Source organism: Bradyrhizobium sp. CCBAU 11434, from assembly GCF_028128895.1.
Taxonomy (GTDB): Bacteria; Pseudomonadota; Alphaproteobacteria; order Rhizobiales; family Xanthobacteraceae; genus Bradyrhizobium; species Bradyrhizobium zhengyangense.
The window spans coordinates 419,875-440,483 of sequence record NZ_LBJX01000100.1 but is presented as its reverse complement, the minus strand read 5'-3'; the positions used below and the strand labels follow the sequence as shown (position 1 = coordinate 440,483).

Annotated in this window: 18 protein-coding genes; 10 read left to right on the top strand and 8 right to left on the bottom strand. The window is 63.6% G+C overall.

The window, feature by feature from the left end; genetic code table 11:
* Positions 1 to 83 precede the first annotated feature (83 nt).
* Positions 84 to 1,706 (top strand): inorganic phosphate transporter, encoded by a 1,623-nt coding sequence (locus tag XI06_RS34430; protein ID WP_271607327.1) that lies wholly within the window; start codon positions 84 to 86, stop codon positions 1,704 to 1,706.
* A 76-nt stretch (positions 1,707 to 1,782) separates the two neighbouring features.
* On the opposite strand, the gene XI06_RS34425 is transcribed toward XI06_RS34430, so the two are convergent.
* Positions 1,783 to 2,955, bottom strand: coding sequence for a M20 aminoacylase family protein (locus XI06_RS34425; RefSeq protein WP_271607326.1), 1,173 nt, complete (start codon positions 2,953 to 2,955; stop codon positions 1,783 to 1,785).
* Between the two features lie 178 nt (positions 2,956 to 3,133).
* On the opposite strand from XI06_RS34425, the gene XI06_RS34420 reads away from it, so the two are divergent.
* The 6 genes from XI06_RS34420 (at position 3,134) to XI06_RS34395 (ending at position 8,524) form a co-directional block, all read left to right on the top strand.
* On the top strand, positions 3,134 to 4,753 hold the full coding sequence (locus XI06_RS34420; protein WP_237873669.1) for a GMC family oxidoreductase: 1,620 nt from the start codon (positions 3,134 to 3,136) through the stop codon (positions 4,751 to 4,753).
* Between the two features lie 12 nt (positions 4,754 to 4,765).
* Positions 4,766 to 5,650: an alpha/beta fold hydrolase gene (locus tag XI06_RS34415; RefSeq protein WP_271607325.1), complete on the top strand. Its 885-nt coding sequence runs from the start codon at positions 4,766 to 4,768 to the stop codon at positions 5,648 to 5,650.
* Between the two features lie 138 nt (positions 5,651 to 5,788).
* Complete coding sequence (locus XI06_RS34410) at positions 5,789 to 6,733, top strand: metallophosphoesterase family protein (protein WP_237863823.1); 945 nt, start codon at positions 5,789 to 5,791, stop codon at positions 6,731 to 6,733.
* A 24-nt stretch (positions 6,734 to 6,757) separates the two neighbouring features.
* Complete coding sequence (locus XI06_RS34405; RefSeq protein ID WP_237863822.1) at positions 6,758 to 7,087, top strand: cupredoxin domain-containing protein; 330 nt, start codon at positions 6,758 to 6,760, stop codon at positions 7,085 to 7,087.
* 127 nt (positions 7,088 to 7,214) lie between these two features.
* Positions 7,215 to 7,763, top strand: coding sequence for a sigma-70 family RNA polymerase sigma factor (locus tag XI06_RS34400; protein WP_237863821.1), 549 nt, complete (start codon positions 7,215 to 7,217; stop codon positions 7,761 to 7,763).
* Positions 7,760 to 8,524: an anti-sigma factor family protein gene (locus XI06_RS34395; RefSeq protein WP_237863820.1), complete on the top strand. Its 765-nt coding sequence runs from the start codon at positions 7,760 to 7,762 to the stop codon at positions 8,522 to 8,524. Before XI06_RS34400 ends, XI06_RS34395 begins: the two co-directional genes overlap by 4 nt.
* Positions 8,525 to 8,544: 20 nt before the next feature.
* On the opposite strand, the gene XI06_RS34390 is transcribed toward XI06_RS34395, so the two are convergent.
* Entirely contained in the window at positions 8,545 to 8,856 is a 312-nt protein-coding gene (locus XI06_RS34390) for a hypothetical protein (RefSeq protein ID WP_237863819.1), read from the bottom strand.
* Between the two features lie 105 nt (positions 8,857 to 8,961).
* On the bottom strand, positions 8,962 to 10,353 hold the full coding sequence (hpnO, locus tag XI06_RS34385) for an aminobacteriohopanetriol synthase HpnO (RefSeq protein ID WP_237863818.1): 1,392 nt from the start codon (positions 10,351 to 10,353) through the stop codon (positions 8,962 to 8,964).
* Positions 10,354 to 10,495: 142 nt separating this feature from the next.
* On the opposite strand from hpnO, the gene XI06_RS34380 reads away from it, so the two are divergent.
* Entirely contained in the window at positions 10,496 to 11,122 is a 627-nt protein-coding gene (locus XI06_RS34380; protein WP_237863817.1) for a DUF2147 domain-containing protein, read from the top strand.
* Here the strand turns inward: XI06_RS34380 and XI06_RS34375 are convergent.
* Complete coding sequence (locus XI06_RS34375) at positions 11,090 to 13,678, bottom strand: MMPL family transporter (RefSeq protein WP_237863816.1); 2,589 nt, start codon at positions 13,676 to 13,678, stop codon at positions 11,090 to 11,092. The genes XI06_RS34380 and XI06_RS34375 overlap by 33 nt on opposite strands.
* Before the next feature lie 457 nt (positions 13,679 to 14,135).
* Here XI06_RS34375 and ispH point away from each other — a divergent pair, with 457 nt between their 5' ends.
* A complete protein-coding gene (gene ispH, locus XI06_RS34370; protein WP_237863891.1) occupies positions 14,136 to 15,062 on the top strand; it encodes a 4-hydroxy-3-methylbut-2-enyl diphosphate reductase in 927 nt (308 codons plus the stop codon).
* Between the two features lie 35 nt (positions 15,063 to 15,097).
* Entirely contained in the window at positions 15,098 to 16,258 is a 1,161-nt protein-coding gene (gene hpnH, locus XI06_RS34365) for an adenosyl-hopene transferase HpnH (RefSeq protein ID WP_237863815.1), read from the top strand.
* 141 nt (positions 16,259 to 16,399) lie between these two features.
* On the opposite strand, the gene XI06_RS34360 is transcribed toward hpnH, so the two are convergent.
* The 4 genes from XI06_RS34360 to shc form a co-directional block, all read right to left on the bottom strand.
* The gene (locus tag XI06_RS34360) at positions 16,400 to 16,720 is read right to left on the bottom strand and encodes a hypothetical protein (RefSeq protein ID WP_237863814.1); all 321 of its coding nucleotides are present in this window, start codon (positions 16,718 to 16,720) and stop codon (positions 16,400 to 16,402) included.
* An 89-nt stretch (positions 16,721 to 16,809) separates the two neighbouring features.
* Positions 16,810 to 17,619: a hypothetical protein gene (locus tag XI06_RS34355; RefSeq protein WP_237863813.1), complete on the bottom strand. Its 810-nt coding sequence runs from the start codon at positions 17,617 to 17,619 to the stop codon at positions 16,810 to 16,812.
* 293 nt (positions 17,620 to 17,912) lie between these two features.
* Positions 17,913 to 18,662, bottom strand: coding sequence for a phosphorylase (locus XI06_RS34350; RefSeq protein WP_237863812.1), 750 nt, complete (start codon positions 18,660 to 18,662; stop codon positions 17,913 to 17,915).
* On the bottom strand, positions 18,659 to 20,608 hold the full coding sequence (shc, locus tag XI06_RS34345; protein ID WP_271607324.1) for a squalene--hopene cyclase: 1,950 nt from the start codon (positions 20,606 to 20,608) through the stop codon (positions 18,659 to 18,661). Before shc ends, XI06_RS34350 begins: the two co-directional genes overlap by 4 nt.
* Position 20,609: the final 1 nt, after the last annotated feature.

The window sequence follows — 20,609 nt, the reverse complement described above, 5'->3', positions numbered from 1 at the left end:
TCATTTCGGCGGCCCTTCCGCCATTTCAACCGCCTGTCACATGCCGCGCGCAAAATCGGGGCCTTGGGACAGGAGAATTTCCAATGAGTGACGTTGCTTTGCCGGGCTCGATTGAGCCTGCTTTGAGTAAGGGGCCAGACCTCAATCGCGGATTTCATCCCCTCACCGGCGTGATCTACATGGGGGTGATCGCCGCCGCATTGCTGTTCGTCGCCTACAGCATCTGGGTCGACGTTGATGCGTCCGGCGTGCAGGTCAAGGCCTTCGCCCCCTTCCTCCTGCTCTTCGTCGCGCTCCTGATCGCGCTCGGCTTCGAGTTCGTGAATGGCTTCCACGACACCGCCAACGCGGTCGCAACCGTGATCTACACCCGCTCGCTGCCCGCCCATGTCGCGGTGGTGTGGTCCGGCATGTTCAACCTGTTCGGCGTGCTGCTGTCCTCCGGCGCGGTCGCGTTCGGCATCGTCTCGCTGCTGCCGGTCGAGCTGATCCTCCAGGTCGGCTCAAGCGCCGGCTTCGCGATGGTGTTCGCGCTGCTGATCGCCGCCATCATCTGGAACGTCGGCACCTGGTATTTCGGCCTGCCGGCCTCAAGCTCGCACACCCTGATCGGCTCGATCATGGGCGTCGGCATCATGAACGCGGTCCTGCATGGCCGCAGCGGCACCACCGGCGTCGACTGGTCCCAAGCCACCAATATCGGCAAGGCGCTGCTGCTGTCGCCGCTGTTCGGCTTCGCGCTCGCCGCTGGCCTGCTGCTGATCCTGCGCACGGTGCTGCTGCGCGCCACACCCGCTCTGTTCGGCGAACCGAAGGGCGACCAGCCGCCGCCGTGGTGGATCCGCGGCATTCTCATCCTGACTTGCACGCTGGTGAGCTTCTTCCACGGTTCCAATGACGGTCAGAAGGGCATGGGCTTGATCATGCTGATCCTGATCGGCACCGTGCCGACCGCCTACGCGCTCAACCGCGCCCTGCCGGAGAGCCAGATCGCCGCGTTCATTCAGAACTCGGAAGCCGCCAGCAAGATCATCGAGGGTAAGGCCGCCGGCTACAGCGTGATCGGCAATCCGCGGCCGGCCGTGACCAACTTTGTCGCGCAGCACGAGGTCAACGCCGGTACGTTCCCGTCGCTCGCCGTACTTGTGCGCGACATCGCCAAGCAGGTGAGCACCTACGGCTCGCTCGCCAAGGTGCCTGCCGACCTCGTCGGCAACACCCGCAACGACATGTACCTCGCATCGGAAGCACTGCGCTTCCTGATGAAGGACAAGGAAGCCGAGCTCAGCGCCACCGACGTTGCCGTGCTCAACGCCTATAAGGGCTCGCTCGACAGCGCCACGAAGTTCATCCCCGGCTGGGTGAAGATCGTGGTCGCCATCGCGCTCGGCCTCGGCACCATGGTTGGCTGGAAGCGTATCGTCGTCACCGTCGGCGAGAAAATCGGCAAGACGCACCTGACCTATGCGCAAGGCGCCTGCGCCGAGATTACTGCGGCCGCCACCATTGCTGCCGCCGACGTCTACGGCCTGCCGGTCTCGACTACTCACGTGCTGTCATCGGGCATCGCCGGCACCATGGCCGCCAACGGCTCGGGCCTGCAATGGGCGACGATTCGCAACATTGCCATGGCCTGGGTGCTGACCCTGCCGGCCGCGATGATCATCTCGGGCGTGCTGTACTATCTGTTTTCGCACGTGGTCTGAGCCGCGACACGACATGCCAAGAAAAAGGGCCCGTGCGATGCACGGGCCCTTTTCATTCGTGCCTCGGTTCAGCGTGTCATGACGCCGCGAGCTGCTCCTCGACCAGCTTGACCCAGTAGGACGTGCCGAACACGATCGCCTCGTCGTTGAAATTGTAGGCGGGGTGATGAAGGCCGGCGCTGTCGCCATTGCCACAGAAGATGAAGGCACCGGGTCGCGCTTCCAGCATGTAGGCAAAGTCCTCGCCGCCCATCATTGGCGACATCTCCAGCACATTGGTATCGCCCGCGACCTGCCTGGCAATGCGCGTCGCCACCTCGGTCTCTGCGGCGTGATTGTTCACGACAGGATAACCGCGCTTGTACTGCAGGTCGATCTTTGCGCCGGTGATCTGGGCGACGCCCGCCACGACTTCGCGCACGCGCTTCTCGACCAGCTTGCGCACATCAGCTGTCAGCGTGCGGATCGTGCCTCTCAGCGTCGCGGTTTGCGGAATGACATTGCGGGCATTGCCGGCGTGGAATTCGCAGATCGAGATCACGGCCGATTCCAGCGGATCGACGCTGCGCGAGACGATCGACTGCAAGGCGGTGATCAGCTGTGCACCCACGAGAACGGAATCGACGCATTTGTGCGGACGCGCGGCATGGCCGCCGAGGCCCTCGATCATGAAATCGACCTCGTCGGTCGACGCCATGATCGGGCCGGGCCGGATCGCGAAGGAGCCGATCGGAATGCCGGGACCATTGTGCATGCCGTAAACCTGCTCGATGCCGAAGCGCTCCATCATGCCGTCCTTGACCATCGCCGCGCCGCCGGCGCCGCCCTCCTCGGCCGGCTGGAAGATCACGACGGCGTCGCCGGCGAAATTGCGGGTCTCGGCGAGATAGCGCGCGGCACCGAGCAGCATCGCGGTGTGGCCGTCGTGGCCGCAGGCGTGCATCTTGCCGGGGGTCTTCGAGGCGTAAGGCAGGTTAGTTTGCTCGTCGACGGGCAGCGCGTCCATGTCGGCACGCATGCCGATCGCCTTGAGCCCCTCGCCGCCGGGCTTTTTGCCCTTGATCACACCGACCACGCCGGTCTGGCCAATGCCGGTCACAACCTCATCGCAGCCAAACTCGCGCAGGCGATCCGCCACGAATGCTGCGGTGCGGTGGACATCATACAGCAACTCGGGGTGCTGGTGGATGTCCCGCCGCCAGGTCTGGATATCGGGTTGGAGGTCGGCGACGCGGCTCACGATGGGCATGGAGGATCTCGAGCTCTGTTGAAAATACAAGCCCGTCTACCATGCAAGCGCCAGTCCACCTAACTGCCGGAGAACGGGGCTGGCTCTGCCCGTTCGGCATGGCCGGGCTTGTCCCGGCCCAGTCCGTCTGCCTATTAGGACGGAACGCGTTTGGAGACCATTCGGGGTGGAAAGCAGAATGCCAAGGCGGCTCGAAGGTGATTTTGACTACATTATCGTCGGCGCCGGCACGGCCGGCTGCATCATCGCCAACCGGCTGTCGGCCGTATCCGGAAACCGCGTCCTGATTCTCGAGGCCGGCGGCGACGACAACTGGATCTGGTTCCACATTCCGGTCGGCTACCTCTTTGCCATCGGCAATCCTCGCTCCGACTGGATGTTCAAGACCGAGGCCGACCCTGGCCTGAACGGCCGCTCGCTCGCCTATCCCCGCGGCAAGGTGATCGGAGGCTCTTCGGCGATCAATGCCATGATCTCGATGCGCGGCCAGGCCGCCGATTACGATCACTGGCGCCAGCTCGGCATGACCGGCTGGGGCTACGATGACGTGCTGCCGCTGTTCAAGCGGCTGGAGGATCACTTCCTCGGCGCCAGCGAGCATCACGGCGCCGGCGGCGGCTGGCGCATCGAGGCGCCCCGACTGTCCTGGGACGTTCTCGATGCCGTTGGCGATGCTGCAGAGGAAATGGGTATCAAGCGCATTCCCGACTTCAACACCGGTGACAACGAGGGCACCAGCTATTTCCACGTCAACCAGAAGCGTGGCCGGCGTTGGTCGTCGGCGCGCGGCTTCCTCAAGCCGGCGCTGAACCGCCCGAACCTTCGGCTCGAGAAGCATGTGCTGGTCGATCGTCTCGTCATTGAGCAAGGCCGCGCCGTCGGCGTGCGCTTCATCCAGAACGGCGAGATCGTCGAGGCGCGCGCCAAGCACGAGGTGATCCTCTCGGCCGGCTCGATCGGCTCGGTGCAGGTACTGCATCGCTCCGGCATCGGGCCGGCTGACTGGCTGTCGCCGCTCGGCATCGACATCGTGATGGACAAGCCCGGCGTGGGCCGCAACTTGCAGGACCACCTTCAGCAGCGTGCGATCTACAAGGTCGAGGGGGTGCGGACGCTGAACGAGACCTACTACAACCTGTTCCGCCGCGGCCTGATGGGTCTCGACTATGCCTTCCGCCGTCGTGGTCCGCTGACCATGGCGCCGTCGCAGCTCGGCATCTTCACGCGTTCCGACGCGACACGTGCGCGCGCCAACATCCAGTTCCACGTGCAACCGCTGTCGCTCGACAAGTTCGGCGATCCGCTGCACCGCTTCCCCGCCATCACGGTGAGCGCCTGCAATCTCCAGCCGACCTCGCGCGGCACCGTGCGCCTGCGCTCGGCGGGCCCTGACGACAAGCCGATCATCGCGCCGAACTATCTGTCGACCGACGACGACCGCCAGGTCGGCGCCGACGCGATCCGCACCACGCGCCGCCTGATGCAGCAGAAGGCGCTCGCGAAGTATCGACCCACGGAATATCTGCCCGGCCCCTCGGTCGGCGATGACGATGCCTCGCTGGCGAAAGCCGCCGGCGACATCGGCACCACCATCTTCCATCCCGTCGGCACGGCGAAGATGGGATCGGCGAACGATCCCATGGCCGTGGTCGACGAACGCCTGCGCTTCTATGGACTCGGCGGCCTGCGTGTCGTCGACGCCTCGATCATGCCGACCATCACCTCGGGTAACACCAACACGCCGACCGCGATGATCGCCGAGAAGGGGGCCACGATGATCCTGGAGGATGCGAAGTAGCATCCCGTCACCATGATCCCTCAGCGCTTTTCCATCGGCCCCGCCGGCGCAGAGATCGCCATGCTGCAATGGGGCGAGCGCGGCAAGCCGCCTGCCCTGCTCGTGCATGGCACCGGCTTCGTCGCCGACGTCTGGGACGAGGTCGCGCGCGAGCTCGCGTCGACCTACACCGTCTACGGGCTCGATCGTCGCGGCCACGGCGCCAGCCACAAGCCCCGCACCTATCACTTTGCGGATTATGCCGACGACATCTGCCGGGTGGTCGACGCGCTCGGCTTGCGTAACGTCTACGGCATCGGCCACAGCGCAGGCGCAACCGACCTGTTGCTGGCAGCGAAGCTGGTGCCGGGATGCTTCACGCGCCTGTTCGTGATGGAGCCGACCGCGATGAACCCGTTCGCGGCGCGCGATCCATCAGTCGGATTGAGCGAGCAATCGCTGTCCCGCGTGCAAGGCGCGTTGCGCAGGCAGGCCGAGTTCGACAGTCCCGACGCTGTCTTCGAACGCTACCGCGCGGCTCCCGCCTTTGTGGATTGGACCGAGGCTTCGCTCTGGGCCTATGTCCGGCACGGCTTCACGCCGCTCGACAATGGGCGGGTGCGCCTTTGCTGCACGCCGGAGATCGAGTCAGCCATGCTGCGTCCGATCTACGAGGTGATGGAACAGGTTTATGTCGGCGACCCCCGCGGCAATCCCTTTACCTGGTTCAGTGAGATCGCGTGCCCCGTGATGGTGACGACCGCCGAGATGTCGTGGCCGATTTACAAGGAGATGGCGACGCACGCCCTGGCCCTCATCCCGCACGCCCAAACGCTCGTTTTCGAAGGCGCCGGCCACTGCGTGGTGCAGGAAGCTCCCGCGCTCGTGGCGCGGGCGATCCGGGAATTTTCGGCGTAGGTCGCCGTTCAGCTCTCTTATCCCCCGCCCGGCGTATGTGACCCCACCTCACGAAAACGTCATCGCGTCCGGGAATAAGTCTCCCCCTCCCCCGATCAACTCCCCGAAGCCCAATTCCGGGCCAAAGGAGACGTTGCGATGAGCGGACACGATCACGGGGACGACGGCGTCAGCCGCCGCAAGGTGCTCGAATGCATGACGTGGGCCGGCACCGGGGTGCTCTGGACCATTACCGGCGGCGTGCCGCGCTCGCTTGGCATCATCGATTCCGCTGAGGCCGCAACTGCCGCCGCGCCCGGCATGACCTTCCTCCAGATCAGCGACAGCCATGTCGGCTTCGACAAGCCGGCGAACCCCAATGCGCTGGGCACGCTGGAAGAAGCCGTCAACAAGATCAATGCGATGCCGACCAAGCCGTCGTTCATGATCCACACCGGCGACATCACCCATCTGTCCAAGGCGTCCGAGTTCGACAACGCCGACCGCATCATCTCACAGTCCAAGCTGGACGTGCATTACGTGCCCGGCGAGCATGACTTCCTCGACGAGGAGGTGAAGTTCTATCGCGACCGCTACGGTCGCGGCACCAAGGGCGCGGGCTGGTACTCTTTCGACGCCGGCGGTGTGCACTTCGTCGGCCTCGTCAACGTCGTCGACCTCAAGGCCGGCGGCCTCGGCAATCTCGGCACCGAGCAGCTCGCCTGGCTCGAGGACGACCTTCGCGGCAAGTCGAAATCCACACCTATCGTCTTATTTGCACACATTCCGCTCTGGACCGTCTATCCGGAATGGGGCTGGGGCACCGAGGATGGCGGCCGCGCGCTTGAATACGTCAAGGGCTTCGGCTCGGTCACCGTGCTGAACGGCCACATCCACCAGGTGATGCAGAAGGTCGAGGGCAACGTCACCTTCCACACCGCACGTTCGACCGCCTTCCCGCAACCGGCGCCGGGTGCCGCCCCCTCTCCCGGGCCGATGAAGGTCGAGGACGCCAAGCTCCGATCGATGCTCGGGGTCGCCAGCATCAACTTCAAGCAAAACGAGCAGCGGCTCGCCATCATCGACACGCCGCTCCAAGGTTGATTCAAGGTTGAAGAGAAGCTGACAATGAAGACGCTCAATCGCCGCGACTTCTCCGTCGCTGTGGCCGCGGCCATCCTGCTGCCCATCACGACTGCCCGTGCCGACGACAACGCCATGGAGGTGCATATCGACAATTTCGTCTTCCAGCCGGCGGAACTCAAGATCAAGGTCGGCACGACCGTGACCTGGACCAACCGGGACGACATCCCGCACACCGTGGTGTCGGCCGGCAAGTTCCGGTCCAAGGCCCTGGACACTGACGACAAGTTCTCGTTCACCTTCACCGATGCGGGCGACTACAAGTATTTTTGTTCGCTGCACCCGCACATGACCGGGATGATCAAGGTTGAGTAACGTCTCCAACCAAGGCATCTCTGTCTTGCCCGGCCGGTGGTCACACGCCGGCCGGGCTCGCGTGCCTTCGGTCAGGCCCCAAGGCGATACGACGTACCAAACGCAGCAAGAGGCAGAGCGAGAGGCGATGCCCGTCAGCGACGATTTCCAGAAGGCGCAGCGCTTCCGCGAGGCGGCACTGCCCCATCTCGACGACGTCTACACGCTCGCACGCTATCTGCTGCGCGACGCCTCCGACGCGGAGGACGCGGTGCAGGAATGCTATCTGCGAGCGCTGAAGCACTTTGACAGCTATCGCGGCCCGGCCATGAAGCCGTGGCTGTTCGCGATCCTGCGCAATGTCTGCAACGCAGAATATGCCAGACGCGCGCATTCGCATGCCGCGATCGAGGATACGCCGGGAGCAGCCGACCAGACGCCGATGTGGCAGGAGAACGAGGCGAGCCCGGAGGCTGAAGTGCTGCGCAATCGCGACGCCGGCGCCATCCGCAAGATGATCGACGCGCTGGCCGAGCCGTTCAAGGAAACCTTCGTGCTGCGGGAGATCAACAACCTGTCCTATCGTGAAATTGCAGAAGCCGTCGGCGCCCCCGTCGGCACCGTGATGTCCCGCCTCGCCCGCGCCCGCGCCATGCTGCGCGCGGCCTGGACGGCGGAAGAGGAGCATTTGAGATGACCTGCGACGAAGCAAAGATCCTGCTTCACGCGCTGCTCGACAACGAGCTTGATGCCGGCCACGCGCGCGAGGTCGAAGCCCATATCGCCACCTGCCCGGCCTGCGCGGCCGAACTTGCCGCGCAACGCGAAATGCGGCACGCGCTTGCCGGTGCGAAGCTGCGCTACACGGCACCGGCGAGCCTGCGCGCACGTATCGAGGCCTCGCTCCCGCAGGCGCGGCCGCAGCTCAGCCGACGCTCGGTGCTGCGCGGCTTTGCGATGGGTTCGGCCGTCTCCGCGCTCGCCGCCTCCGGCGTCGTCGCCGTCGTGTTGCGCCAGGACGACCAGCAGCGCATCCTCTCGGAGGTCGTCTCCGCGCATCTGCGCTCGCTCCAGGCCGGCCATCTCATCGACGTCGTCTCGACCGACCAGCACACCGTCAAGCCGTGGTTCAACGGCAAGCTCGACGTTGCCCCGCCGGTGATCGACCTTACCGCGCAAGGCTTTACGCTGGTCGGCGGCCGGCTCGATTACGTTGATGCACGTGCGATCGGCGCGGTCGTTTACAAGCGCCGGCAGCACATCATCAACCTGTTCGTGTCGCAGACCGCGAGCACCGAGCATCGGCCACCGAAGACGCAGACCATGCAGGGCTTCAACTGCCGCCGCTGGGGTGAGCGCGGCCTGAACTTCTGGGCCGTCAGCGACATCGGCGGCGACGAGCTCACCGAGTTCGTCGACAAGTTCGAGGCGGCGATGAAGGCGAATGTGGAGGGATAGACTTATTTCCGCGGTCGATTTCAGTCGAAGAGCCGCTGAAGATCAAATGCTCTCAATGTGACGATAAATAATCCCGTCGCGATCCATGTCGTGGCGGCGATCAGAGCTGCAATCCTGAAACTCTTGAGCTGCGCCAGGCACTCCCGCGACAGGTCGGGATCGCCGGGATCGTGCATCGCACGCATGGAGACACGGATGGCCGCAAGCGCCCCGACCACGCGGGGCTTCGGCATTAGTTCTCTGTAACCGTTGTAGCTGAGCCAGGCGCGCGCGCTGGACACGACGAACGTCAGAAACAGGAGAAGCGAGACGAGAACAATTGCAAATCGCATGAAGCGGCATCTTGAGGGGCAGCAGCAAATATGTCGAGCACAACACGCTCGCCGTTGCGCCTCACGTACCGCGCTGGCTCCGCTGAGCCGCGGACCGCTCGGTGTCTATGCCGACCGTCGCACCGCGTTGTCGACCAGCGTCTTGCCGAGCGACCAGATCGCGCCGGGGACCTTGTGGCTGCCGGCGATGACGTCGTCGAAGGCGCGCTCGATCCAGTTGCAGTCTTCTTCGGTGATGGTGAGCGGCGGCAGCAGCTTGATGGTGTGGCTGCCGTGACCGGCGACCTGGGTCAGGATCTTGTGGTCCTTGAACAGGGGCACGGTAATGAGCTGGCAGAACAGGCCCTTGTTGGCGGCCTCCAGCACGTTCCAGGACGCCCGCAGCCGCAGCGATTTCGGCGGCCCGAACTCGATGCCGATCATCAGACCCTTGCCGCGCACTTCCTTCATCAGCTCGTAGCCGGGCACCATACGCGTGAGCGCGAGGCGAAGCTCGGCACCGCGCTTGGCCGCAGCCTCGATCAGCTTCTCCGATTCCATCACATCGAGCGTGGCGATGCCCGCGGCCATCCCGAGATCGTTCTTGGAGAAGGTGGAGCCGTGCACCACGGCGCGATCCATCTGATTAAAAATCTTGTCGAAGATGCTCTTGCGCGTCAGCACGGCGCCGACGGGCACGTGGCCGCCCGACAGTGACTTCGACAGCAGCACCATGTCGGGCTCGACGTTCCAGTGCTCGACCGCGAGGAAGCGGCCGGTCCGGCCCATGCCGGTCTGGATCTCGTCGGCGACGAACAGCGTACCGTACTTCTTGCAGAGCGCGGCCGCGCCCGGCAGGAACTCGTCGGAGGGCATGTTGACGCCCTTGCCCTGGATCGGCTCGACGACGAAGGCAGCGACCTCGCGCGAGGCCAGCGCCTTCTCGAGCGCGGCCAGATCGTTGAACGGAACCGAGGTGCAGCCCGGCAGCAGCGGCTCGAAGCCGGTGCGGAAGTTCGAATCGCCGGTCAGCGACAACGCACCATAGGTCAGGCCGTGATAGCCGTGGGCGCAATAGACGATGCCGGGACGCCCCGTCGCGCCGCGCGCGAACTTGATCGCGGCCTCGACGCATTCGGCGCCGGAATTGGCGAAGAACGCCTTGTCGAGATAGGGAACATATTTCAGAAGCCGCTCGGCGAGCACGCCGGCCAGCACCGAGACGTCAAACTGGACCAGATTGGGCAGATCGGCATCGAGCACGCTTTTCAACGCCTCGCGCATGACAGGATGATTGCGCCCGATTGCGAACACGCCAAAGCCGGACAAGAGATCGAGGTAGCGTGCCCCCTCGCGATCGTAGAGGTACTGCCCCTGCCCCTTCTGGAAGCCGACGTCGTAGCCGATGGTCTTGAGAACCCGGACGAACTGCTCGTTCAGGTACCGATTATGCAGGGTGCTGCGCTGGGCCTGACGGTCCGCGAACAACTGGGACATGTCTGGATTTGGACTGATCATCCGCTACATACTTCGGTTGAGGGCCGCTTCGTCAACTGAAAACGATCAGCGAACGGAAAAGGGTCTGTGCGGCCTTTTGCCCTTTTTCGGACCATCTTCGCAAGCACAGCTTTAGACCATGTTGCACTGCCGAGGAACACATATGCGTTTGGCCATTTACACCGGAATAATACTGGCAGGTGGTTACGCCGGCCTGACACCGGCGCTTGCCGCCGATCCCACCGGCGATTGGCGCGTCGCCGATGGCGTCGCCAATATCCGTGTCGCGCAATGCAATGGCAGCATGTGGGGCGCGGTTTCCTGGGAAAAGCAGCCCGGAGGCCGTGACGAGAACAACCCGGATGTCTCAAAAAAGAACAGGCCGACACTGGGCATGGCGACCCTGATCAACATGAAGAAGACGGCTGGCGCCGAGCAATGGGAAGGTCAGGTCTACAACGCCAAGGATGGTCAGATGTATAGTGCGACCATCACGCCAAATGGCACCGACCAGCTCGAGATCAAGGGTTGCGTGCTGGGCTTCCTGTGCGGCGGCGAGACCTGGACCCGCGTTGGTCCGCCGATTCCCCTGAGCACCGCCAACGCCATGGCCAAGGGCGCGCCAAAAACCACCGGTGCGGCGCCCAAGTCTGCGCCGGCTGCCGCGGCACCTGTGCCGACCGCGACCACGCCGAAGAGTGCCGCCGCGGCCAAGCCGGGTCAGAAGAGCTCCACTGACCCCGTCGGCGATATCTGCCTACTCCCTGAGATTGCGGGGTTTGCCCATTAGGGCCGGCTGAAACAGCAACACTGCGGCAAGCGTCGTCACCAGCGACAAAGCGAGCAGCTTGCCCATGCTGGATGTGCCCGGATGGCTCGACAGCCACAAGCTGCCGAACGCCGTCGCCGTCGTCAGCGCGCTGAAGAAGATCGCCCGCGTCAGGCTGGTCTGAAGCAGGTTCGTCCTGCCGGACCGCCACGCGACGACATAATAGATCTTGAACGCGACGCCGACGCCGAGCAGCAGCGGAAACGCGACGATATTGGCGAAGTTCAGCGGCAGGCCGATCAACACGCAGATCTCGAGCGTCACCGCACCCGCAACCAGAAGCGGCACCAGCGTCATCAGCACGTCCACGATGCGACGGAGCGTGATCCACAGCAACAGGCCGATCACCAGCAGCGCATAGATGCCGGCATGGATGAAGGCATTCACCACGGTGTCACCGGATTTCAGGATCGAGACGGGTCCGCCGATCGCGGTCGGCTCGGCAGCGAGCACGGCGGCCGCAAACTTGCGCAGCGTATCGTTATCGTTCGGATCGCCCTTGGGCTGAGCCTCGACACGGATGATGCCGTCCTTGCTCTTCCAGGCGCTCACGAGATCCGGCGGCAATGAGCTCAGCGTGACCGGCCCGGCCTGCATCGCATTTCTCAGCTGGTCGAACACGATCTTCATCGGCGCGACGAACACGTCCTGCGCCTTGTTGCGGGTCGCTTCATCCGAGTTGGCGAGCTTCTCCAGGGCGTCCGCGAGTCGACGCGAGGCAACCGCGCCAGGGCCCTTGGCGTCGCCCGCAGTCCGGCGGAGATTGTCGACCGAGGATTTCAGCGACTCGACATTCTCCTGGTCCGACGGCGCTGCATCGATCTGATCCGGATTGAGCGCGGGGTTCAGCACCTTGGCGCCCTGCGCGATCAGCTTCAGTTTCGGCTGCTGGTCCTCAGGCACGAAACTGTTGAGCGACATCACCCGCAGTACTTCGGGGACCTTTTCGAGCCTCGCCTCAACCTGCCTGGCTTGCTCTTCCGACGTGACCATCACGTTGATGGCATTGGCGCCGGTGTTGGGATCCTTGCGCAGGTCGAGGAAGGTCGCGATCGACTCCGCGTTCGGGTTGCGCAGGTTCATCGGGTTGAAGTCGAACTTCAGGAAGTAGAGCAGCGGCAGGCCGGCGAGCGCCAGCAGCAACGTGCCGCCCACGACCAACACACGGTGCTTCTCCAGGAAGTAATCGAGCGGCGCCAGGAAGGCATAACCGACCGGCTCCATCTCGCCGGGCGGATTCAGCAGCTTCAGCATCGCGGGCAGTACGGTGATGCTGGAGACGAACGCCACCAGCATGCCGACGCCGGCGATCTGGCCGAGCTCGGAGATGCCCTTGTAGTCGGTCGGCAGGAAGCAGAGAAAGCCGGCGGCAGTCGCCATTGCCGCCAACGACAGCGGCACTGCGGAGCGCTTCGCGGCAAGCACCAGCGCGCCGGAGAGATCGTTGTGCTTGTAGCGCTCCGAACGGTAGCGGACGCTGTACTGGATACCGAAATCGACGCCCAGACCGACGAACAGCACGGCGAACGCGATCGACAGCAGGTTGAACGAGCCGACCATCATCAGGCCGGCGGCGGTCGTCAGCGCGAGGCCGACGAAGAGATTGACGAATACCGCGAAGATGATTTTCGACGAGTGCAGCGCGAGCCACAGGATCAGCAGCACCACGACCACCGTGCCCACCCCGTTGACGATGGCGCCTTCCTGGACGGTCGCGTATTCCTCGTTCGCGATCGGGACCGGACCTGTCAGCCGCACCCGCGCCTGGTACTTCGTCGCGAAATCGAGATCGACCGCGGCCTTGCGGATCGCGTCGGTCGCGCCCTTGCCGGGCTCCAGCGCGTTGTAGTCGAGAATCGGCTTGAACTCGATGAAGGCCCGCTTGTCCGAATCCTGTAGCGGCTTGTCGCTGACGAGCTCGCGCCAGGAGAAAATCGCATTGCCCTTGCTGAGCACGGTCTCGACGGTCTCCGCGATCTGGTTGAACGGCCGCTCGGTGCTGTCGAGCTTGACCTCGCCGCGCTTGACGCCGGCAAGCCCGGTCTCCAGCGCGCCAGTCAGGCCGCGGATCGAGGGATCACCGGCCATGATCTCGATCAGGGGCGCTGCGGATTCGAACTGGCTGGTGATCTTGCCGACTTCCTCGGTCGGCAGGAACAACAGGCCGTTCTTCTCGAAGAACTCGCCGGTGCCGAGCTGCTGCATCGACTGGAATTCGGCCTTGTTGTCCTTCAGCTTGGCGAACAGCGCGTCTGACGCCGCGGTCGCCATCTCCGGTGTCTTGGCCTCGACGACCGCGAGAATCGTGGCATCGCGGTCGAAGGCACGATCGAACTGCTGGTCGCGCTGGCGCCAGTCGAGATTCTGGGCAATCAGCGAATTGATGTCGGTGTTGATGGCAAAGTGCCGGGACGTGTAATAGCCGGCCCCTACCGCCAGCAGGAGCCCGAGAACGACGACGAGGGAGGCAAACCGGGTACAGGCCCTGACGATGGCAACGACTACGCTTTGCAGCATCTTTTCTTTCTAGTGTTAGCAGCCTGCCGAAAACGCCCGCTGTTTAGCGGAGTTCCCGGGCGAAACCTATTGCCGTTTTGGGTCGTTCTCACCGGAACAAGGTTCGAAGTAAACGGCGAAAGACCATGGCAAAATCATGCGGGACGGCGGTATAGCCGGAGACTTGAGGCGGCAAAGTGACGAAGGGGTGAGCACAAACGTCGCCGTCTTGCTCATCCGAAATGGCGCACTATAATACCTCATATCGGTCCTACCCGGAACCCGCGGCTCCTTACACCTTTCCTTATTGCCGATTTTTTGACACAAAGTGCTGTGCCTGCATGCGCCGAGACCCTGATGGGGTGGGCGGTTACCGCGGTTGCGACACCAATGGTGCGGATATTGCAGCGTTGGCCCATATCGGGGTGCCGCCGGGGACAAATAAGCGGATTGGTGCAACTTGCGTGATGGGCGTCCAATGGAAGTTTATCTAGCGCAGCCGCGCGGCTTTTGCGCAGGCGTGGTGCGCGCGATCGAGATTGTCGAGCGGGCGTTGGAGAAATACGGCCCGCCGGTCTACGTGCGCCACGAGATCGTGCATAACAAATACGTCGTCGAGAGCCTGAAGGCCAAAGGCGCTGTCTTCGTCGAGGAGCTGTCCGAGGTTCCGCCGAAGGCCGTGACCGTTTTCAGTGCCCATGGCGTCGCCCGCAGCGTCGAAGTAGAGGCGGCCGCGCGCGACCTTCCGGTGCTGAACGCCACCTGCCCCCTGGTCACGAAAGTTCACAATCAGGGGAAGCGCTACATCACCAAGGGCCGCACCCTGATCCTGATCGGCCATGCCGGCCACCCCGAGGTCGAGGGCACGATGGGCCAGGTTCCCGGCCCGGTTCTGCTGGTCCAGAGCGTCGAAGAGGCCAAGGCCCTGACGCTGCCGGCGGATACGCCAGTGGCCTACATCACCCAGACCACCCTGTCGGTCGACGACACCAAGGGCATTATTGAGGCCCTTCAAGCCAAATTTACAGATATTCAAGGCCCAGACATCCGGGATATCTGCTATGCGACACAGAACCGCCAATCTGCGGTAAGGGACTTGAGCAAGCTGGTCGACGTGATTTTGGTGGTGGGCGCTGCCAATAGCTCGAACTCGAACCGGCTCCGCGAGATCGGCACTGAGGCCGGTGTCGCGAGTTATCTGATCGCCGATGGCCGCGAGCTCAATCCGGAGTGGTTGAAAGGTGCCAGGTCCGTCGGCCTTACGGCCGGCGCCTCGGCGCCCGAGGTGCTGGTGGATGACGTGATCGAAGCGCTGCGGCGGATCGGACCGGTGACGGTTTCGGTGCTCCCGGGCCGCGAGGAAAACATCGAATTCAGGCTTCCGGCCGAACTGGCTGCAAGCTGACCTACCCGAATTTCAAGCCCAGAAAGAAACGTGTAATGGCAATCCCCTTCTTCAAGGAAATGCGTATCGGCGGCTATTTGCTCAAGCAGAAACTGCTTGGCCGCAAACGCTATCCGCTCGTGCTGATGCTCGAGCCGCTGTTCCGCTGCAACCTCGCCTGCGTCGGCTGCGGCAAGATCGACTATCCGGATGCGATCCTCAACCGCCGCATGACCGCCCAGGAGTGCTGGGACGCGGCCGACGAGTGCGGCGCGCCGATGGTGGCTATTCCCGGCGGCGAGCCGCTGATCCACAAGGAGATCGGCGAGATCGTGCGCGGCCTCGTCGCGCGCAAGAAGTTCGTCTCGCTCTGCACCAACGCGCTGCTGCTCGAGAAGAAGCTCGACCTGTTCGAGCCCTCGCCCTACCTGTTCTTCTCCGTGCATCTGGACGGCCTGCGCGACCACCACGACAAGGCGGTGTCGCAGCAGGGCGTGTTCGACCGCGCGGTGTCTGCGATCAAGGCGGCCAAGGCGCGCGGCTTCACCGTCAACGTCAACGCCACCATCTTCGACGGCCATCCGGCCGAGGAGATCGCGAAGTTCCTCGACCTCACCGTCGAGCTCGGCGTCGGCGTCTCGATGTCGCCCGGCTACGCCTATGAGCGCGCGCCGGACCAGGAGCACTTCCTCAACCGCACCAAGACCAAGAAGCTGTTCCGCGACGTCTTTGCGATGGGCAAGGGCAAGAAGTGGAACTTCATGCACTCCGGCCTGTTCCTCGACTTCCTCGCCGGCAACCAGGAATATGAGTGCACGCCCTGGGGCATGCCCGCGCGCAACATCTTCGGTTGGCAGAAGCCCTGCTATCTGCTCGGTGAAGGCTACGCCAAAACCTTCAAGGAGCTGATGGACACCACCGACTGGGAGACCTACGGCACCGGCAAGTACGAGAAGTGCGCCGACTGTATGGCCCATTGCGGCTACGAGCCGACGGCGGCGACCGCAGCGCTGAACAACCCGATCAAGGCGATGTGGGTGTCGCTGCGCGGCATCAGGACCACCGGCCCGATGGCGCCGGAGATCGACATGTCGAAGCAGCGCCCGGCGCAGTACATCTTCTCCGAGCAGGTCCAGAAGAAGCTCTCCGAGATCCGCAAGGACGAGGCCGACGCCGCCACGGCGAAGGCGGCACGGAAGGCTTCGACGGCGGCGTAAGTCGCGCGAGCACGCGCGAACGAAAAAAGGCCCGGTCGCCATCGCGACCGGGCCTTTTCTTTTGCTCACTCTCCCACAAAATGAAAAACAACCCCATGCACAGTAGAAGCGCGATCGCTCGCTGGCATCGGCTCTACCTGGTTAGGTCATTGCAGCGTCGAGCAAATCGGCATCAAACCGGCAAGGATCGCCGCAGCTGCGGCGCGGGTCCGTTTTCGTAACCAGCGGCGCCGTCAGCCGGCCGCGATTAAGACCGACCAAATTTCGTATTTTACGAATATCATTTGACCCGTCGGGCAAAACAGTGGCACTATGCCATGCTGGCAGTTTCGAAAGCGGCACCAGCTGGTCGCTTTCCGCGAGGCACGAAGTCTCGACGCCGCGGTCTTCATTTCGTGCTGAACCAGATACTTCGTGATTGCCGCGGGCTGATAATCTGAGCGACAGCCCCGGCACCGTCACTGTAATTATCGTGATTCACTCCAGGGGTGCAGTCCAGCACTGTCACGGTAGTCGGGGACGAGATGGATTTCGCAAGGGCTCAGCTCATTCTACGAACTAGGCTTCTGAGAAGCACCAAACGATGCAGCGATAACGTCGAATAGCTCAATGTAAGCCCGGATTCCGAGAATACATTCGTCGGGATCAACAGATGCCCAATACAATCGGCTTCCGTAAATGAGCCGATCAAACGCTTCATTCCCTCCCATTTCGAAAACACATTCTGAATCACTTTCATGGAGTATCCGAAAAACCAGAGGGGCTCCCACCCGCTGGGGGTCGCCGCCGAGATCCAGGCCAACCTCGAAGACAAGGCCACAATCCAGCCTCTTATGCCAACGGTTACGGCGGCGCTTGAATGCGAGTGCAACGCAGAACTCATCAATAAAAGGAATGATGCCCCGCTTCTTTCCGGTCCATCCTGTCGTCTGGATTCCCAGACGTGCGCACTCGCGCTTCTGTAACTCTCTTCGAAAGGCGATGTCTTTGTCTCGAAACTCCTGATCGCTCCATGCTCTTTTGAAATGATCGAGCAAACCTTTGATGAGAGGTCCATTCGGAACAGCCGGGTCGACGAAATCCTTCCGGGCAAACAGATCATCCAGAAAGGCAGAGCGATATCGCGGCTCAATGAGGAATCTCCTGAGGTCCGATTGCACCTTTCCGACGGATCGCATCGTCTCCATCGCTACCTCATCCCAATAACGATTGAGCAATTCCGCCTGGCTCGCTCCGCAGAACTCGATCATCCTGTTCTGCCAGGCAGCCGGAATCAGGAAGCCACGTGCCTCGAAGGCACGCTGGGTCGGAACCCGGCCTGGCCAGCTCGCTAAAGCATCAAAAATGGGATGATCGCCCATTCGTGGGACCTCATGAAATTGCAAAACACGTCAGTCCCGTAGGTGGATTGATCCCTTCGCGAAATCCATCCGCTTGTTTCGAAGTTCGCAACTATCCAGCCGACTAAGCTCGCGATCAGTCAGGTGATGGCCGCGACTACGGAGAGCGGGAAGAGATGGGCTTCGCAAGGGCTCAGCCCATCCTAGGGAGTCCCGCTGGTGGCGGACAAGTCGCTCCATTGCGACGACTGCACCAAAACAAAAAGGCCCGATCGCATCGCGACCGGGCCTGTTGTTTTGCCGGGCTGAAAAGCTCAGATCGTCTCCGCCACCAGCGCTTCGCTGTCCACCAGCTCCGTGCCGATCAGGAAATCGCGGCAGCCGCGCAAGGACCGCAGCGCGCGGTTGAAGTCGAGGCCGGTGGAGACCAGGGCGTGGAGCGTGGCCGGGTTGCGGACGATGCCGCGCAGGACGGCGGCGAGGTCGATCTGGCCGTTGGGCTTGATGGCGGCGCGGGCGAGCGCCGGCAGCGCGCGGTGGGCGGGGTCGCTGATGACGCGGACTGCGGCGAACGGCAGGCCGGCCTCGGCGGCGTAGGCGGCGGCGATGTGGCTTTCCATGTCGACGGCGGAGGCGCCGGTTTCCGAATGCAGCGCCGCCTTGCAGGATGAACCCGTGACCACTTCCTCGGCACCGGCGAGGCTGCCGCGCACGACCCGGCGGCGGCCGGAGGTCAGCTTGTCGATGAGGTCGTCGCTGAGCGACAGCCCGGCCCCCCAGCGCGCATCGCCGGAGAGCACCTCGGTCGCCACCACGACGTCGCCGGAGCGCAAGCTCGGATCGAGCCCGCCGGCGACGCCGAACGAGATCACGCCGCGAATCGTCTCGGGGTCCACCACCGTCAGGAGCGCGCGCAATTGTGTCGGGCTGCTGGACGAGCAAATGACCGCCATGCCGGGGCCGGCGGCAATGCGGGCCTCCTGGACAAGTCCGGTCACGATCAAGATCGGCCGCGGATCAATGGCATTGCCCGCAGTAAAATAGTCCCCCGTCCCCAAAGTCACATCCCGACCCCTACCACCCTGCTGTTGGTGTTCCGCAAGTTCCGATACCGCGCCAGCGCCCACAGCGGGAAGAACTTTGGGTAACCATGATATCGCAGATAGAACACGCGGGGGAAGCCTGTGGCGGTGTACCGCTGCTCGTCCCACAGTCCTTTTTCGTTTTGTGTTGCAATCAGGTACTCCACCCCGCGGGCGACGGCCGGGTGATCAACCTCGCCAGCAGCCATCAGGGCAAGCAAGGCCCATGCCGTTTGCGAGGCGGTCGAGGGGGCGGGTTCCCAGCCCCGGTAGTCCAGCCGGTAGCTGACGGCGTCCTCGCCCCAGCCGCCGTCCTTGTTCTGGATCGAGGCCAGCCAGGCGGCGGCCTTGCGCATCATGGGGTCGTCGTGGCGGACGCCGGCCATGTTGAGGGCGCACAGCACCGACCAGGTTCCATAGATGAAGTTCATGCCCCAGCGGCCGTACCAGGACCCCTCGGGGTGCTGGGTCTTGCGTAAGTAGGCGACGCCGGCGGCGACGTGCTTGCTGGTAGCTTCGGTCTCGCCGAGCTGGGCGAGCATCGAAATGCAGCGCGCTGTGACGTCCTCGGTCGGGGGATCAAGCAGCGCGCCGTGGTCCGAGAACGGGATGTTGTTCAGGTAATATTCGAGGTTGTTGACGTCGAAGGCGGCCCAGCCGCCGTCGTCGCTCTGCATGCCCTCGATCCACTCCCGGCCGCGGTCGATCGCGGCGTCATAGCCGGTGGCACCATGCTCCCGGCGCATCCGGTCCATCGACATCACCACCACGGCGGTGTCGTCGAGATCGGGGTAATGGGCATTGTTGTACTGGAAGGCCCAGCCGCCTGGACGCACATCCGGCCGCTTCGCCGCCCAGTCGCCCTTCACCTCGAGCTCTTGTTTGGGGATCAGCCAGTCGAGGCCCTGCTTGGCCGCAGGCACCGCCTTGTCGCCGCCGGCTTCCAGCAGCGCATGCGCCGTCAGCGTCGTATCCCACACCGGCGAGACGCAGGGCTGGCAATAGGCTTCGTCGCCGTTGAACACGAGCAGCTTGTCGATGCCCCGGCGCGTGATCGCACGCGGCGGGAAGTTCTCATCCTTGCCGAGGGCGTCGTACATCATGACGATGTTGGCCATGGGCGGATAGATCGCGCCCATGCCGTCCTCGCCATTGAGCCGCTCTTCGGTGAAGGCGAGCGCCGCATCGATCGCGCGCTTGCGCAGGCTCTTCGGAAACAGCGGCTCGACGACGCGCAAGATCGCATCCAGCGAACGGAATAGCAGGAACCAGGCCATGCTCTGGTGCGGCGCCTTCGCGGTCATCCCGATCGAGCGCGGATCCTGCAGGAACAGCTCGTCGATGCCGACGCCTCTCGGATTCCTCGCGCGCGGCTTCAGCGCCGCGATCACCATCAGCGGCACCATGGTGGTGCGCGCCCAATAGGAGATCTTGTTGAGATGGAATGGCGACCAGAACGGCAGCAGCATGATCTCGATCGGCAACACCGGCACCGCGCGCCAGGTCACGACGCCGAAGGTCGCGAGCAGGAAACGGGTGAAGACGTTGCTGTTGATCGCCCCGCCACGGGCGTGGATCGCCTCGCGCGCACGCACCATGTGCGGCGCGTCCACGGAATCGCCGATCATCTTCAGCGCGAAGTACGCCTTCACGCTGGCGCTCATGTCGAACTCGCCGTCATGCACCAGCGGCCAGCCGCCATGGGCGCCCTGGACGCGGCGCAGATAGTTGGCGATCTTGGCCTCGAGCGCGGTGTCGACCGGCTCGGCGAGATAATGACGCAGCAGGATGTATTCGGCCGGAATGGTGCAGTCGGCCTCGAGCTCGAAGACCCAATGGCCATCGGCTTGCTGGAAGCCGATCACGCCCTGCGTGGCCGACGCAATGCTCGATTCCAAAGCTTCGCGGCTCGCGTTCACGGAATCCATG